The sequence below is a fragment of the Ruegeria sp. CDSA020 genome (genome assembly GCF_059612345.1).
The window spans coordinates 149,067-164,355 of the sequence record NZ_JBXWQK010000002.1 but is presented as its reverse complement, the minus strand read 5'-3'; the positions used below and the strand labels follow the sequence as shown (position 1 = coordinate 164,355).

At 57.1% G+C, this 15,289-nt stretch carries 17 protein-coding genes; 9 read left to right on the top strand and 8 right to left on the bottom strand.

Annotation, left to right across the window (positions count from 1 at the left end):
* The first annotated feature begins 6 nt into the window (after positions 1 to 6).
* Together AC2FJW_RS03795 and AC2FJW_RS03790 are read left to right on the top strand one after the other, a co-directional pair.
* Positions 7 to 654: a GntR family transcriptional regulator gene (locus AC2FJW_RS03795; RefSeq protein ID WP_271950069.1), complete on the top strand. Its 648-nt coding sequence runs from the start codon at positions 7 to 9 to the stop codon at positions 652 to 654.
* Positions 655 to 765: 111 nt separating this feature from the next.
* Entirely contained in the window at positions 766 to 1,896 is a 1,131-nt protein-coding gene (locus AC2FJW_RS03790; protein WP_496749249.1) for a lytic murein transglycosylase, read from the top strand.
* Positions 1,897 to 1,899: 3 nt separating this feature from the next.
* Here the strand turns inward: AC2FJW_RS03790 and AC2FJW_RS03785 are convergent, their stop codons facing one another.
* Positions 1,900 to 2,862, bottom strand: coding sequence for an acetyl-CoA carboxylase carboxyltransferase subunit alpha (locus tag AC2FJW_RS03785; RefSeq protein WP_142637885.1), 963 nt, complete (start codon positions 2,860 to 2,862; stop codon positions 1,900 to 1,902).
* Between the two features lie 146 nt (positions 2,863 to 3,008).
* The gene (locus tag AC2FJW_RS03780; RefSeq protein ID WP_496696771.1) at positions 3,009 to 3,605 is read right to left on the bottom strand and encodes a LysE family translocator; all 597 of its coding nucleotides are present in this window, start codon (positions 3,603 to 3,605) and stop codon (positions 3,009 to 3,011) included.
* A 73-nt stretch (positions 3,606 to 3,678) separates the two neighbouring features.
* Between AC2FJW_RS03780 and AC2FJW_RS03775 the strand changes: the two genes are divergently transcribed.
* Positions 3,679 to 4,131: an Lrp/AsnC family transcriptional regulator gene (locus tag AC2FJW_RS03775; protein WP_281973130.1), complete on the top strand. Its 453-nt coding sequence runs from the start codon at positions 3,679 to 3,681 to the stop codon at positions 4,129 to 4,131.
* Positions 4,132 to 4,248: 117 nt separating this feature from the next.
* A complete protein-coding gene (locus tag AC2FJW_RS03770) occupies positions 4,249 to 4,827 on the top strand; it encodes a PA14 domain-containing protein (protein ID WP_496749248.1) in 579 nt (192 codons plus the stop codon).
* Between the two features lie 33 nt (positions 4,828 to 4,860).
* Here the strand turns inward: AC2FJW_RS03770 and AC2FJW_RS03765 are convergent, their stop codons facing one another.
* Complete coding sequence (locus tag AC2FJW_RS03765) at positions 4,861 to 5,823, bottom strand: L-malyl-CoA/beta-methylmalyl-CoA lyase (protein WP_496749247.1); 963 nt, start codon at positions 5,821 to 5,823, stop codon at positions 4,861 to 4,863.
* Between the two features lie 295 nt (positions 5,824 to 6,118).
* Here AC2FJW_RS03765 and dgcN point away from each other — a divergent pair, with 295 nt between their 5' ends.
* The 4 genes from dgcN to AC2FJW_RS03745 all read left to right on the top strand — a co-directional run bounded on the left by dgcN (position 6,119) and on the right by AC2FJW_RS03745 (position 10,278).
* Positions 6,119 to 7,120 (top strand): N-acetyltransferase DgcN, encoded by a 1,002-nt coding sequence (dgcN, locus tag AC2FJW_RS03760; protein WP_496749246.1) that lies wholly within the window; start codon positions 6,119 to 6,121, stop codon positions 7,118 to 7,120.
* A 71-nt stretch (positions 7,121 to 7,191) separates the two neighbouring features.
* Positions 7,192 to 8,157, top strand: coding sequence for an N-acetyl-D-Glu racemase DgcA (dgcA, locus tag AC2FJW_RS03755; RefSeq protein ID WP_496749245.1), 966 nt, complete (start codon positions 7,192 to 7,194; stop codon positions 8,155 to 8,157).
* A gap of 10 nt (positions 8,158 to 8,167) precedes the next feature.
* Entirely contained in the window at positions 8,168 to 9,028 is an 861-nt protein-coding gene (locus tag AC2FJW_RS03750; protein ID WP_496749244.1) for a D-amino-acid transaminase, read from the top strand.
* 437 nt (positions 9,029 to 9,465) lie between these two features.
* Positions 9,466 to 10,278, top strand: a complete 813-nt coding sequence (locus AC2FJW_RS03745; protein ID WP_496708166.1) for a methyltransferase domain-containing protein — start codon at positions 9,466 to 9,468, stop codon at positions 10,276 to 10,278.
* A gap of 131 nt (positions 10,279 to 10,409) precedes the next feature.
* On the opposite strand, the gene rplT is transcribed toward AC2FJW_RS03745, so the two are convergent.
* From rplT to AC2FJW_RS03725, 4 genes are all read right to left on the bottom strand, one after another.
* Complete coding sequence (gene rplT / locus AC2FJW_RS03740) at positions 10,410 to 10,775, bottom strand: 50S ribosomal protein L20 (protein ID WP_142637903.1); 366 nt, start codon at positions 10,773 to 10,775, stop codon at positions 10,410 to 10,412.
* Positions 10,776 to 10,789: 14 nt separating this feature from the next.
* Positions 10,790 to 10,990 carry a 50S ribosomal protein L35 gene (gene rpmI, locus AC2FJW_RS03735; protein WP_010443552.1) on the bottom strand — a complete coding sequence of 67 codons (201 nt, stop codon included), beginning with the start codon at positions 10,988 to 10,990 and terminating at the stop codon, positions 10,790 to 10,792.
* Between the two features lie 180 nt (positions 10,991 to 11,170).
* Entirely contained in the window at positions 11,171 to 12,718 is a 1,548-nt protein-coding gene (locus AC2FJW_RS03730) for an alanine/glycine:cation symporter family protein (RefSeq protein ID WP_271950089.1), read from the bottom strand.
* 13 nt (positions 12,719 to 12,731) lie between these two features.
* Positions 12,732 to 13,169, bottom strand: a complete 438-nt coding sequence (locus AC2FJW_RS03725; RefSeq protein ID WP_142637907.1) for a universal stress protein — start codon at positions 13,167 to 13,169, stop codon at positions 12,732 to 12,734.
* A gap of 188 nt (positions 13,170 to 13,357) precedes the next feature.
* On the opposite strand from AC2FJW_RS03725, the gene AC2FJW_RS03720 reads away from it, so the two are divergent.
* A complete protein-coding gene (locus AC2FJW_RS03720) occupies positions 13,358 to 13,831 on the top strand; it encodes an Lrp/AsnC family transcriptional regulator (RefSeq protein WP_142637909.1) in 474 nt (157 codons plus the stop codon).
* On the opposite strand, the gene pyk is transcribed toward AC2FJW_RS03720, so the two are convergent.
* Positions 13,832 to 15,277 (bottom strand): pyruvate kinase, encoded by a 1,446-nt coding sequence (gene pyk / locus AC2FJW_RS03715; protein ID WP_142637911.1) that lies wholly within the window; start codon positions 15,275 to 15,277, stop codon positions 13,832 to 13,834.
* Positions 15,278 to 15,289: the final 12 nt, after the last annotated feature.

Sequence of the window (15,289 nt, the reverse complement as noted above, 5' to 3'; positions counted from 1 at the left end):
AGAGAAATGCTGAACACACGCCCTTCAGAAACGCAGACCGCAACGCATGACCGGGTGTACCGGGCCCTGCGATCCCGCATCATGCATGGTGATATCGCCCCCGGTCAGGCACTGACCTTAAGGGGAATTGGGAAAGAGTTTGGTGTCTCGATGACACCGGCCCGAGAGGCGGTGCGTCGGCTTGCGGCTGAAGGGGCGTTGTTTCTGTCTTCCTCGGGCCGCGTTTCTACGCCTGAGTTGACCAATGACCGGATCGAGGAGTTGGCTGCGCTGCGGGCTTTGCTTGAGGTCGAGCTGGCCAGCCGGGCATTGCCGCGTGCGCATATTGCCCTGATTGACCGATTGCAGAGCATCAACATGACGGTGGCCGAGATGGTCACCAAACGTGATGCCGTTGGATATATTCGCACCAATCTGGAGTTTCACCGAACTCTGTATCTGCGGGCGCAGGCCCCGGCGATGCTGGCGATTGCCGAAACCGTATGGTTGCAGCTTGGGCCAACGATGCGCGCGCTTTATGGGCGGCTGCGGCGAACGGAACCACCGCATCACCACAAGCTGATAATTGCGGCACTAAAGGCCGGGGATGAGCCGGGTTTGCGCCTTGCGGTTCGCTCGGATGTTACACAGGGCCTGCGGATGCTGGTCAGCTAAGCGGCTTGTTGCCGAAGCTGCCGAAATTGCCGTGTTCAGTATCGCTGTTCTGGCCCCGACGATTTCTCTGCGCTAGGCTGTGAGAAATCACAATAAGAGCAGTTTTCAACCATGATTGATCGACGGTTATTTTCCCTTGGGCTGGGCTCCGGCTTGTTGGTTGCCTGTACGGACAGCGTGCCTTCTTCTTCGGCGCCGGCTGCGCGCATGCAACCGGTTCGGAACGCGGGCTGGGACGCCTGGGTGGCGGGCTTCAAAAGCCGCGCGGCCGCACAGGGGATTTCGCAAAGCACAATTACCCGCGCCTTCCAGGGCGCCGGATATCTGCCCGGAGTGATCGAGCGGGACCGAAATCAGGTCGAGTTCAAGAGGTCGCTTGAAGACTACCTAGCGATTGCAACCTCGGATGAACGGATCGCGACCGGCAAGCAAATGCTGGTGCGCCATGCCGGAACGCTGTCTCAGATCGAAGCGCAGTACGGCGTCGACAAAGAAGTTGTCGTGGCGATTTGGGGGCTGGAAAGCCGCTATGGTGCGCGGCGCGGTGATGTGCCTGTTGTATCGGCCCTGTCGACGCTGGCCTATGACGGTCGGCGCGGGCAGTTCTTTGAAAGCCAGCTGATAGCGGCGATGAAGATCCTGCAGAACGGTGACACGACATCTGCCAACATGACAGGTAGCTGGGCCGGTGCCATGGGGCACACGCAGTTCATTCCGACCTCTTATCTGGCCTATGCGGTGGATTTCACCGGCGATGGACGGCGCGATATCTGGTCCGACGATCCAACGGATTCGCTGGCATCAACGGCGGCTTATCTGGCGCGTTCCGGTTGGGTGCGTGGGCAGCCCTGGGGCGGTGAGGCCGGGACGGTATCCGGTACGCCGGTTGCTGTGCTGCAACCCCAGGTGCCAGGGCCCCGCATCGCCGTGTTCCGCAATTTTCAGGTGATCAAACGGTACAATAACTCGGACAGCTACGCGATCGGGGTAGGGCATCTATCAGACCGGATTGCCGGAGGTGCGCCGTTCCAGGCCTCTTTCGGACCGGATGCGACTGGTCTGACGCTTGAAGATCGCAAAGAGCTGCAGCGCCGCCTGACATCCGCCGGGTACGACACCGAAGGCGCAGATGGTGTAGTCGGTAAAAACACGACATCCGCGATTTCTGCGTACCAGCGGGCCAATGGGCTGCCCGCGACCGGAGAACCCTCAGTTGCGCTGCTGAGGCAGTTGGGGGGCTGAGGGTTACGCAGCCAGCCCTTTTGAGCCGATGTCGAGGAATTTTTGACGACGATCTCTGATCAGGGCGGCGGAATCCTTGCCGTCCAGATCCTTGAGCATCGCCGTAATCGCGTCCCGCACGGAGTCCACGGTCGCAGCGCGATCGCGATGTGCGCCGCCCTTGGGTTCCGAAATGATCCGGTCGCAAACGCCCAGCTTGTGCAGGTCTTGCGCGGTCAGCCGCAACGCCTCGGCTGCTTCGCGCATTTTCTCGGAGTCCTTCCACAGGATCGAGGCGCAGCCTTCGGGTGAAATGACCGAATAGACCGAATGTTCCAGCATCGCGACACGGTTTGCCGTTGCAAAAGCCACCGCACCGCCTGATCCACCTTCGCCGATGATGACCGAGACCAACGGCACGCCGATCTTCAGGCACATCTCGGTCGAGCGGGCAATAGCCTCGGACTGGCCGCGCTCTTCGGCGCCTTTGCCGGGATAGGCGCCAGCCGTGTCGATCAAGGTGATAACCGGCAGTCCAAAGCGTCCTGCCATTTCCATCAGTCGGACAGCCTTGCGATACCCTTCGGGGCGAGCCATGCCGAAATTGCGTTCGATGCGCGATTTGGTGTCGCTGCCCTTTTCGTGGCCGATCACCATAACAGGTTGATCGTTGAACCGCGCCAGACCGCCGATCACGGCCAGGTCGTCAGCAAAATTCCGATCGCCTGCCAGAGGTGTGAATTCGGTGAACAGATCTTCCACGTAGTCTTTGCAATGGGGACGTCCAGGGTGACGAGCGACCTGACATTTTCTCCATGGCGTCAGATCGGCATAGAGTTCGTCCAACAGCTTTTCAGCCTTGGCGTCCAAAGCGGCGGCCTCTGCGGCCACATCCATCTCTTCATTGGCGCGCGCCAGTGCACGCAGTTCCTCGGCCTTTCCTTCGATCTCGGCCAAAGGTTTTTCGAATTCCAGATACTGGGTCATGACGCCTCTCAACGCGGAAGTTCCCTGCTATATGGCCTGACGTTGCCCCGGATGCAACTCAGCAAGATTCAAAGGGTTGGTAGGGGTTCCCGTATTCACCCTCAAAAGGGCCTTGATGACCGGTCATTGCTAGCCTGCGAACGTTCTCAAACGGGCCAAAGCACAGGGTAGAGCGACGCGACCAGCAGCCCCGCCATCACCCAGTTGAACAGCATCAGTCGGTGTGGGTTCGTGAGAATCCGCGCCATCTGCTGCCCGAGTACCGTCCATGTGCTGACCGAGGGCAAATTGATTGCGCCGAAAACAATCGCGACAATGACGATGGCGTTCAGCGTCCGGTCGGGTGTGTATACAGTTGTTGCTGTCAGGGCCATGGCCCAGGCTTTTGGATTGACCCATTGGAATGCTGCAGCCTGTAAAAACGTCATCGGTTTTCCCGCAGGCGCGCCCGCTTCGGCTGGGGCCGAATGCGCGATTTTCCATGCCAGATACAGCAGATAGGCCACCGACGCCGCTTTCAACACGGTATAGCTGATTGGATAGGCATCAAACACCTGCACCAGCCCCGTTCCGACCAGAAGGACCATGACTGTAAAGCCCAACCCGATTCCGAACATATGTGGGATTGTGCGTCGAAACCCGAAATTCGCGCCCGAGGCCATCAGCATCAGGTTATTGGGTCCCGGCGTGATCGACGAGACGAAGGCAAAGGTGACGAGGGCAAAAAGCAATTCAGGGTTCATAGCGCAGATAATTGATGGAATCCGCCCAAATGAAATTGCGTTTGCGCTGGTTATTGCGGTAATTCTGCAATTAATGATCAAGTTGGATGATATAAATCGCCATATATTGCGTGAGCTGACACGTGATGGGCGGATAAGCAACCTTGAATTGGCCGATCGGGTCGGGCTGTCAGCCTCGGCCTGTTTGCGCCGTGTTCAGGAATTAGAGCGTGCGGGCGTGATCTCGGGCTATCGTGCTGTATTGAACCCACCTGCGCTGGGCATCGGCTTTGTCGCCTATATTGGCGTGGGGCTGGGCGAACATACAAAGGCCGCTCAGGAAGGGTTCGAGCGTGCATTGCAGCGCGCGCCTGAGGTGGTGGAGTGCCATAACATCACCGGCACGATCGAATACCTGTTGCGCGTGGAATGTGCCGATCTGTCGTCTTACAAAACTTTTCACACCGAAGTTCTGGGGACTTTGCCCCATGTCACGTCGATCACGTCCTATGTCGTCATGGGCTCGCCCAAGGATATGCGGGCCTGACATTGGAAAGATGATTCTGTACCGGCTTGCCGGAGTTGGATTCACGTTTTACTGTCTTGCCAAAGATTTGACCAAAAATGGGGACAACCCCAACCGGTCGTATTCAGGGAGAAGACGATGAAACTTGTTCGGACCGGAGCACTGGTCGCAACTTTGGTGATGATTGCGGGAGCATCTTTGGCAGCTCCGTTAAAGCTGCAACCTGCCAACCCACAGCCCAGCCCCAAGGCGGGATTGAATGTGAACTACTTTGGCACTGGCAATCAACACAAGAAGATCCGAGATCTGAGCCATGCAAAAAGCATGCTGTCTAAAGCGCAGCCCGGACAACCGTTGCGGGGCTTGGATTACAGGGACACCAGTAAGGGTCAGGACGTCATGACGTTTGACGGCGCTTACAATGTCGCCGCCGAAATTACGGGGTACATGCGGTTCGACTCTGCTGGAATCTACGAGTTGGAAACGTGGTCAAATGACGGGATAGAGGCATTCGTCGGAGGCCAGAACATTGGACAAGTCTCGGGCATTCAGGGCTGCGAGGCCAATCAGCGGACCGAAGTCGATGTGCCCAGAGCCGGGTGGTACGCGCTCAAGATCATCTATTTCCAGAAGCTCGGGACATCCTGTCTGATGATGAAATCTGGGAAAAAGGGCGAAAGGTTCACCTGGACACCCAATGATGTCTTCGGACGGTAAGAAAAAGGCGCCCGGTGAGGCGCCTTTCTACTTTTAGCTATTGGCAGCGATCAATTCGGCCTGGGCCACGATCACCTCGGCTTGTTTGATCGAGGCGATATCGACCAGACGCCCTTTGTAGACCGTCGCACCTTCGCCATTGGCCTTGGCTTGCTCCATGGCGGCCAAGATTTCGCGGGCCTCTGACACCGCCTCGTCCGAGGGGGTGAAGACCTGGTTGGCCAGCGCGATCTGTTTGGGGTGGATTGCCCATTTGCCGACCATGCCCAAAGTGGCAGAACGTTTGGCCTGCGCGATATAGCCTTCGTCATCGCTGAAATCGCCGAACGGTCCATCCACCGGCAGCACGCCATGGGTGCGGCAGGCGGCAACGATGGCGGCCTGCGCCCAGTGCCACGGGTCGGACCAGTGTTTTTCACCTTCGCGCAGCATGTAATAATTTTCCTGCGTGCCGCCGATGCCAGTTGTCTGCATGCCCATCGAGGCCGCAAAGTCGGCGGCCCCAAGGCTCATGGCTTGCATCCGGGGGGACGAGGCAGCGATTTCTTCGACATGGGCGAGGCCAGCTGCGGATTCGATGATGACCTCAAAGCTGATCGGTTTGGTACGGCCTTTTGCGCGTTCGATGGCGGTGACCAGCGCGTCCACCGCATAGACATCCGCCGCACAACCGACCTTGGGGATCATGATCTGGTCCAGTCGATCTCCGGCCTGCTCCATCACATCCACGACATCGCGGTACCAGTAAGGCGTATCCAGTCCGTTGATTCGTACGGACATGTATTTGGTGCCCCAATCAAGGGTGTTCAGCGCCTCGATGACATTGGCACGCGCTGTGTCCTTGTCAGATGGTGCAACCGAATCCTCAAGATCAAGATTGATCACATCCGCCGCAGAGGCCGCCATCTTGGGGAAGAGCTTGGTGTTCGACCCGGGGCCGAACAACTGACAACGGTTAGGGCGCGCGGGGGCGGCGGGTTGAATGCGAAAGCTCATCTGGACCTCGTGCAGGAAAGGAAATTGCGATTTTGTTGTCTTATGAGGTATTAAATTGCGCAGGTCTCCGCAAGCATGTTTGTGCATCTGCGGCAATGCAGTCGCAGCATTCGCCGCAATGCGCCGTGTCTCTGGTGATTAAAGTTTAATCGCTTTAAAAACTTGAAAGAATTTTGCGCAAGCTACGATATTTGCGCGAAATTTTCCTGCGGGATCCAGCGATGCTGGGCGAAATCGAGAAACACTCGCCTTGCCCGTCCCATAGCCTGCGCCAGAATCAAAGGAGTGCACCGCAATGATCGAGACACCGTATCTGTTGTTTTTGGGCGATGCGCCCGACCAGCTGGCGGCCAAGGTTGCCGTTGGAATCAAGGACTGGCGTCCGGAAAACGCCGTGGGTCAATACCGGATGGAGGGTTGTAAAGCCGATCTGGGCCTGACCGACATGTCCTTGGCTAAGGCCAAAGAGGCCGGGGCCAAGACTTTGGTCATCGGCGTGGCCAATCGTGGTGGTGTGATCAGTCAGGAATGGAAAAAGGTGCTGGTCATGGCGCTGGAGGAAGGTTTCGACCTGGCCTCGGGCCTGCACAACCTTTTGTGTGATGAGCCCGATCTAGTCGCAGTCGCCGAAGCAACAGGCCGCAAGCTGCATGATGTGCGGGTTCCGTCGGTCGACTATCCAATCGCCAACGGCATCAAACGTAAAGGTAAGCGCTGTCTTGCCGTGGGCACCGATTGTTCGGTTGGCAAGATGTACACCGCGATGGCCATGGATGCCGAGATGCGCAAGCGTGGCATGAAGTCGACCTTCCGAGCTACTGGCCAGACTGGCATTCTGATCACCGGTGACGGTGTACCGCTGGACGCGGTGATCGCAGATTTCATGGCGGGATCGGTCGAATGGCTGACACCCGACAATGATGACGACCACTGGGATTTGATCGAAGGGCAAGGGTCACTGTTTCACGTGTCCTATTCCGGCGTGACAATGGCGCTGATTCATGGCGGTCAGCCCGATGCGTTGATCCTGTCTCATGAACCGACACGCGAACATATGCGCGGTCTGCCGACATATAGCTTGCCGTCTTTGCAAACCTTGCGCGATACGGCGCTGGGGCTGGCCAAGGTTGCCAACCCTGACTGTCAGGTCGTCGGCGTCTCGGTCAATACGCAGCACATGAGCGAAGCGGATGCCTCTGCCTATCTGGCGCAGGTTGAGGCCGACATGGGACTGCCCGCAACGGACCCGTTCCGTTTTGGTGCAGGCAAGCTGGTCGACGCGCTGGCAGCAGTATAAAGCGGTCTGGTCCCGCCGGCCCGGATCGAAATTTGGAAAAGCCGGGCGGTTCAGCCAGGAAAAGGTATGTGATGCAAATTGACGTCTCTCGCGATGTGTTCAGGCTGGCTCAGGTCTTTACGATTTCACGCGGGTCACGGACCGAGGCCAAGGTTCTGACCGTACGCATTTCTGACGGTCAGCATCAGGGCTGGGGCGAATGTGTACCCTATGCGCGCTATGATGAAACTCTGGACTCGGTTGAGGCTGAAATTGCCAGATTGCCGGACAGTTTTGACCGGGCGCAACTGATGGATCTGTTGCCTGCGGGCGCTGCACGGAATGCCGTAGATTGTGCGCTGTGGGATCTTGAGGCCAAGCGTGCCGGTAAACGCGTCTGGAATCTGGCTGGGCTGCCTCAGCCGAGCCCCGAAATCACGGCCTATACATTGTCGTTGGACACCGCCGAGGCGATGCAGGCGCAGGCGGCTGCGAATGCACATCGCCCGCTTTTAAAGATCAAACTGGGCACGCCGGATGACATGCCCCGACTTGAAGCCGTTCGCGCAGGCGCACCGGATGCGACGATCATCGTGGACGCAAATGAAGGTTGGTCCGCCGCCGTTTACACCGATCTTGCGCCACATCTTGTGCGCCTGGGTGTGGCCTTGGTCGAGCAACCTCTGCCCGCCGGTGACGATGACGCGCTGATCGGGATGGAGCGCCCGGTACCCGTATGTGCCGACGAATCCTGCCATGATCGTGCCAGCCTGCCCAAACTGAAGGGCAAATATGATGTGATCAACATCAAGCTCGACAAGACCGGAGGTCTGACCGAAGCGCTGGAGCTGCGCAAAGCGGCGATTGCTGAAGGCTATGACATCATGGTCGGCTGTATGGTCGGCAGCTCTTTGGCGATGGCCCCTGCGACATTGCTGGCGCAGGGTGCGATGGTAACGGACCTTGACGGACCACTTTTGTTGGCCGAAGACCGCGACAACCCGCTGACTTTTGATGATGCCGGAGTGTACCCGCCATTGGCAGCGCTCTGGGGCTAAGGAGATTGACATGACCCGCACCGTTTATGTGAATGGCGACTACCTGCCCGAAACCGAAGCCACAGTGTCGATCTTTGATCGTGGCTTCCTGATGGCCGATGCCGTGTATGAGGTGACCAGCGTTCTGGACGGCAAGCTGATCGACTTCGAAGGCCATGCGGTCCGCCTCAAGCGCTCGCTGGACGAATTACAGATGACTGAACCCTGCGCGAAGGACGAGCTGCTGGAGATCCACCGCAAGCTGGTTGAGTTGAACGGCATTGAAGAGGGGCTGGTCTATCTTCAGGTCACGCGCGGCAGCGACGGCGACCGAGATTTTGCATTTCCTGCGGCTGATACCAAACCCACACTGGTTTTGTTCACCCAAAACAAGCCGGGTCTGGCAGACAGCCCTGCTGCCCGGAAAGGTGCCAAGGTCATCTCGATCGAGGATATCCGCTGGGGCCGGCGCGACATCAAGACGACACAGCTGCTCTATCCCTCGCTGGGCAAGATGATGGCCAAGGCCGCGGGCTGTGATGATGCCTGGATGGTCGAAGGCGGTTATGTGACCGAGGGCACCAGCAACAACGCGTATTTTGTCAAAGGCAACAAAATTGTCACCCGACCGTTGTCGAGCGACATCCTGCACGGCATCACCCGCAAGGCCGTTCTGCGAATGGCAGCCGAAGCGCAGATGGTTGTCGAAGAACGCCTGTTCACCATCGACGAGGCCAAGGAGGCTGATGAGGCGTTCACCACCTCTGCCAGTGCTTTTGTCATGCCTGTGGTTGAAATTGACGGCACAGCGCTGGGCGACGGCACGCCGGGACCCATAGCCAAACGTCTGCGCGAGATTTATCTGGACGAAAGCCGCAAGGCAGCGCTCTAAAGGAATCTCATGCTGGGCGTTTGTGTGGCATGGGGTGGTCGCAACGAATTTGACAACATTTGGTGCCGCGTGCAGGTCTTGGTCGGGATGAACGGCGCAAAGAGGGTGCGGCACCAAAATCTCTGAGCGCGATCTGAACACGATAGTTGGTGATCCTGCATCCTGACAGGCCGCTTTGAGAATAGTCATACTCAGCCTGACAAAGGGTATTGGTTTGGCCGAAACCAGGCGGCATATTACGCGCTGAGTTGCGGTTTTCAGGAGCCAACTTCACACATGATGATGGCGAAGCCCCTACGTGTTGCTGGTGTAGCTAGGGGACAGAGGGCCGGAGATGCCCCGTAACACGACCAATGGGCCTCAATGGCCGTTATTGGTGCCGATGAAAATGTTGGTCTATCATGTCCTCCTGTGGTCCATTTCAAATGAGTTAACTTATGGCCGATCCATACTCTGACCTCGGTACGCAAGACACCGCCCTTCAAGAGCGGATCGCATCAGCAATGGAAGTGCGCTGTTTAGAGCCTGCGCAGATTGCAATTCGCAAAGCCTACATGGAAAACCTGAGGCTCCCCAAAGGTGCACGGGCGCTGGAGCTTGGTTCAGGAACAGGACACGTTACCCGAGATTTGTTGGAGCTTGCAGGAGCCGCAACGGCTCATGGAATTGAACCCTCGCCCGTCATGGTCGCACGGGCCCAGAAGAGCTTTGGGGATGATGATCGACTTAGCTTCGATATCGGGGATGCCAAAAACACAGGTTTTGAAAGCGAGACCTTTGACCTTGTGTTAATGCACACGTTGTTGTGCCACGTCCCTAGACCTGAAGACGTTGTTCAAGAGGCCTTCCGCCTTTTGAAGCCCGGAGGTGTGCTGGCAATTTGTGATGGCGACTACAGTACCGCAACTGCGCAGATCGCGGACTTTGATCCGCTCGATCAACTCATCAAATTCATGATCAATCAAAATGTCACTAATCTTTGGATAATGCGTCAGATTTCAGCCATCCTGGTCGATGCGGGATTTCGACTTGGGGCCCGGAAAGGTCATGGATATGTGGCAGAAGGGGAAGCGACCTATTTTCTCACCGTAATTGAACGCGGAGCGGACCGCATGGTGGAAGAGGGTCTGTTATTTTCCGAAACTGCAGAGGCTTTGAAATCAGAAGCGAAACGCAGAGTATCTGCCAAGATGTTTTTTGGTTTTATGTCCTATGTGAGCCAAATCGCAAATAAACCCAAGATCGTTTGACCGTTCTCAGTAATCGGGCAGACAGACATTGCACAGCATCCGGCCTTCTTGGTTCAAAGCGGACCCTACCAGTAACAAAAAAGGCCGCCCCAAACGGAACGGCCCTTTATTCACTGTCTCTTTACAGAGGATCAGGCGGTCAGAGCAGCTTGAGCCTGGGCGACGATCGCGCCGAACGCTTCCGGTTCGTGCACGGCCAGATCGGCCAGAACTTTACGGTCCACTTCAATACCGGCCAGGTTCAGGCCGTTGATGAAGCGGGAATATGTCAGGGCTTCGTCATGCGAACGCACAGCAGCGTTGATCCGCTGGATCCACAGCGCGCGGAAGTTACGCTTGCGGTTCTTACGGTCGCGGGTTGCATATTGGTTGGCCTTGTCTACGGCCTGACGGGCAACCTTGAAGGTGCTTTTGCGGCGGCCATAGTAACCTTTGGCAGCCTTGATAACCTTCTTGTGACGGGCGTGAGTTACGGTTCCACCTTTAACGCGGGACATGTCTTAATCTCCTCTTATCGATCGTAGGGCATATAGCCCTTGACGATTTTGGCGTCGGGGGCGGACAGGGTGGTGTTGCCACGAGCATCGCGGATGAATTTCTTGGTCCGCTTGATCATGCCGTGACGTTTGCCGGCCTGGCCAGCAAGGACCTTACCGGTCGCAGTCACCTTAAAGCGCTTTTTGGCGCTCGACTTTGTCTTCATCTTAGGCATTTCCGTCTCCTTTCGGGGTTCGGTTCGAAACGCGACTCGGCATGCCATCTCGGCCGGTCACGCGATCAGAAGCGCCGTTTACGCAAGTTCGACCATACTGGCAAGGGGGTTTTGGCTGAATCTGCAATTTTAGCAGCCCAGTCAGGCACCGGGGCGACGCAGGCCGCCCCGGTGGTCTATTTAGTGACCGTATTTGCGGATCTCACCGCTTTTCAGTCTTTCACTATACGATGCCAGTTCCTGACGAACGATCTTCATCAGGAAGTAGAGCGCAAAGACGTTCACAACCGCCATCGCAAAGATCGCCGCATCCGAGAAGTCGATAACCGGGCCGAGGTTGGCCGCAGCACCGATCACCACGAAGACGCAGAAGATGATCTTGAACACCAGCTCTTTGGTGTGCCCCTCACCGAACAGATAGGTCCAGGCCTTGAGGCCATAGTAGGACCAGCTGATCATAGTCGAGAAAGCAAACAGGATCACCGCAATCGCCAGAACATAGGGGAACCAGCTGAACGCGCTGCCAAAGGCGGCAGAGGTCAGGCTGACGCCCGAGTTGCCGTCAACGGTCGCAATAGCGCTTCCTGCTTCGTTCAACATATAGTTGCCGGTCTCGGGGTCGATGATCAACTGCTGTGTGATGATGATCACCAGCGCGGTCATGGTACAGATCACGACCGTATCGATGAACGGCTCAAGCAGCGAAACAAAGCCTTCTGTGATCGGCTCCTTTGTGCGCACCGCCGAGTGGGCAATCGCAGCAGACCCAACGCCGGCCTCGTTCGAGAACGCGGCCCGTTTGAAGCCCTGGATCAGAGCACCGACCATACCGCCGGCCACACCAAGACCGGTAAACGCACCGGCAAAGATCTGACCAAAGGCCCAACCGATCATATCCGCATTCATGACGATGATGACCAGAGCCGCCGCGACATACATCACGCCCATAAAGGGCACAACTTTTTCAGTCACTCGCGCGATGGATTTAAGTCCACCGACGATCACCATGAACACGACAACCGCAAAGACCACACCGGTGATCCAACCCGGGTAATTCCCGACGATGCCTGCAATCTGCTGATGCGCCTGATTGGCCTGGAACATGTTGCCCCCGCCCAGCGCTCCAAGAATACAGAAGATCGAGAACACAACCGCCAGGATCTTACCTCCGGGTAGACCAAGCTCGTCAAAACCCTTGGACATATAGTACATCGGGCCGCCCGAGACGCTGCCGTCTTCGTATTCGTTGCGATACTTTACGCCAAGTGTACATTCGGTGAATTTTGACGCCATGCCCAGAAGACCAGCCAGGATCATCCAGAAGGTCGCCCCGGGGCCACCAATGCCAACAGCAACGGCAACGCCTGCGATATTGCCAAGCCCGACCGTGCCCGACAGGGCAGTGGCCAATGCCTGAAAGTGGCTAACCTCACCCGCATCGTTGGGATCGGAATAGTCGCCTTTGACCAGACTTATCGCGTGGCCGAAGAAGCGCATCTGCACAAAAGCAAAGTACAGAGTAAAGACCGACGCCGCGATAACCAACCACATCACGATCCAGGGAAATCCTGTCCCGGGAATTGGTGCGAATATGAAGCTAACGAATGGCCCAGTGATATCAGCAAAAGCCTGATTGATCTTTTCGTCCAACCCGGGCGCCTCTTGCGCGGCGACGGGGCTGGCCATCAGGGTGGCGGCTGCCAATCCCAGTTGAGATAGTGTTTTCATTCCTGTGCCTCCCTCAATTCACGACCGTGACCGGTACATCGGCATGCATTACAAGGTTTTGCGTTGAGCTGCCGAAGATACGCTTTTTGAGGCCATCTGCGGACGAGCGTCCAACGACAATCTGTACGGCCTTGCTGTCTACCGTGATGGCATTCAGCGTTTCAGCCACATCTCCGTGGCGCACCACTCCGGTCGCGGCGAAACCCGCGGCCTTCAGGGCGTCGACGGCGGGTGCCACCACCCGTGTCGTTGCTAGTTCAATCTCCTCCTCACGCCGCATGTGCCGCTTTGCGTTTTCTTCAGGTGTCTGAAAAGTGTAGGGCGACCATTCAATGACATATGCAACCAGAAGCTCGCATGAACCAATCCTTTCAGCCAAATCTTTGGCAAAAGCGATGGCACGTTCTCCGGATTCTGTCCCGTCCAGTCCTATGACAATTTTTGTTGTCATCTCGTTCCTCCATTTATTGTTCATTTGACCGGGGCCCGTGCCCCCGGCAGGGCAGCCGGAACTTGGAGCATTTATTGTAGACTGCCCTCAAGCCAGTATCAGGAAAAATCACTAGGAAATGGTGTTATTTTTGGTCTATTCTCAGTAAATTACCCCATTATGCGCCAAAATTACAGGGAATTTTCCTAATGGACAGAGAATTGGACAAGATCGATCAACGCATCCTGCGGGAATTGGAAGCCAATGGCCGCCTGCCGATCGTCGAGCTTGCCATGCGGGTAAACCTGACCAACACCCCGTGCTCAGAGCGTGTAAAACGACTGGAAAGAACCGGCTATATCACCGGATACAGCGCCGTTCTGGACAAGGAGCGGTTGGGTCTCGGGCATATGACGGTTGTGCAGGTTTCCCTGGCTGCAACGTCTGAGAACTCATTGGATAAATTCAACGATGCCGTGCGCGATGTCACCGAAATCGAAAGCTGCCTGATGGTGGCGGGGTCGTTTGACTATCTGTTAACCGTTCGCACACGCGACATCGCCCATTTCCGCCAGACCCTGGGGGAAAAGATCAATAAGCTTCCGGGCATTCACCAGACCAGTTCCTTTACCGTGATGGAAATCGTCAAGGAACCGGTCGGGCAGAATGTCATACCCGCCTGATCAGCCAGGATCCGTGTTATAGATCAGCCTTTCGTCGCAAGGCGCGATCCGCAGGATATTGGTCGTGCCGGGCACGTTGAACGGAACACCGGCGGTGACAACGATCTGATCCGTGTCAGTTGCAAATCCACCAGAACGAGCAGCACGGGCGGCGCTGACGACCGCCCCTTTGAAACGCTCAAGCTCGGGCGTCATTACGCAATGGCAGCCCCAGCTCAGGCATAACCGACGGGCCGTTCCCTTTGCAGGGGTCATTGCAATGATCGGAACTCCGGGGCGTTCGCGCGCGGTCAACAGCGCAGTTGTGCCGCTTTGAGTGAAACAACAGATGGCCTTGATATCCGTTTTCTCGGCAATTTCGCGAGCGGCGGCGACGATACCATCGGCCACGGTTGTTCCCTTTGCCGTGCGCGATGCCGCGATGATCTGATCATAGGTGGGGTCGGCTTCGACCTCGATGGCGACCTTGTTCATGGTCTGCACGGCCTCGATCGGATAGGAACCTGCGGCGGATTCCGCGCTTAGCATGATGGCGTCTGTGCCCTCATAGATAGCGGTTGCCACATCTGAAACCTCGGCCCGCGTGGGCATCGGGCTTTCGATCATGCTTTCCAGCATCTGTGTGGCCACAATCACCGGCTTGGCGGCGCTACGGCACCGGCGGACCAGACGTTTCTGGATCGGGGGCACCGCGGAAACCGGTAGCTCCACGCCCAGATCTCCGCGCGCAACCATAATGCCGTCAGAGGCATCGAGGATGTCGTCAAACGCCTCAACCGCGGCAGGCTTTTCAATCTTGGACAGGATCGAGGCGCGCCCATCGGCCAGTGCCCGAGCCTCAAAAACATCCTTGGCCCGCTGAACGAAACTCAGCGCCAACCAATCCACACCCAGCTGGCAGACGAATTCCAGATCACCACGATCCTTGGCGGACAACGCGGCCAAGGGCAGCACGACATCCGGCACGTTCACGCCTTTTCGGTTCGAAATTGTCCCGCCGACCTCGACGGTACAATTCGCATGATCCTGGCCGCAATCCTGTACGATCAGGCGAATTTTGCCATCATTGACCAAGAGGCGCGCACCGGGTTCCAGCGCAGCAAAAATCTCGGGATGGGGCAGGCATACGCGGCCTGCGTCGCCCGGGGCCGGATCCAGATCCAACCGAAACACGGCACCCTCGATCAGCTCTTCCGCATCATTGGCAAATACGCCGACACGCAGCTTTGGCCCCTGCAGATCTGCAAGAATGGCGATAGGGCTGTCCAGATCCTTTTCGACCTGACGGATGATCCGGTGCCGCTCGCGGATTTCGTCATGGCTGCCATGGCTCATGTTCAGGCGAAATACGTCGGCTCCGGCTTCGTGCAACGCGCGAATGGTGTCATAGTCATTGGACGCCGGCCCCAGCGTCGCCACGATTTTCACATTTCTCAGGCGTCGCATTGACCTTGTTCT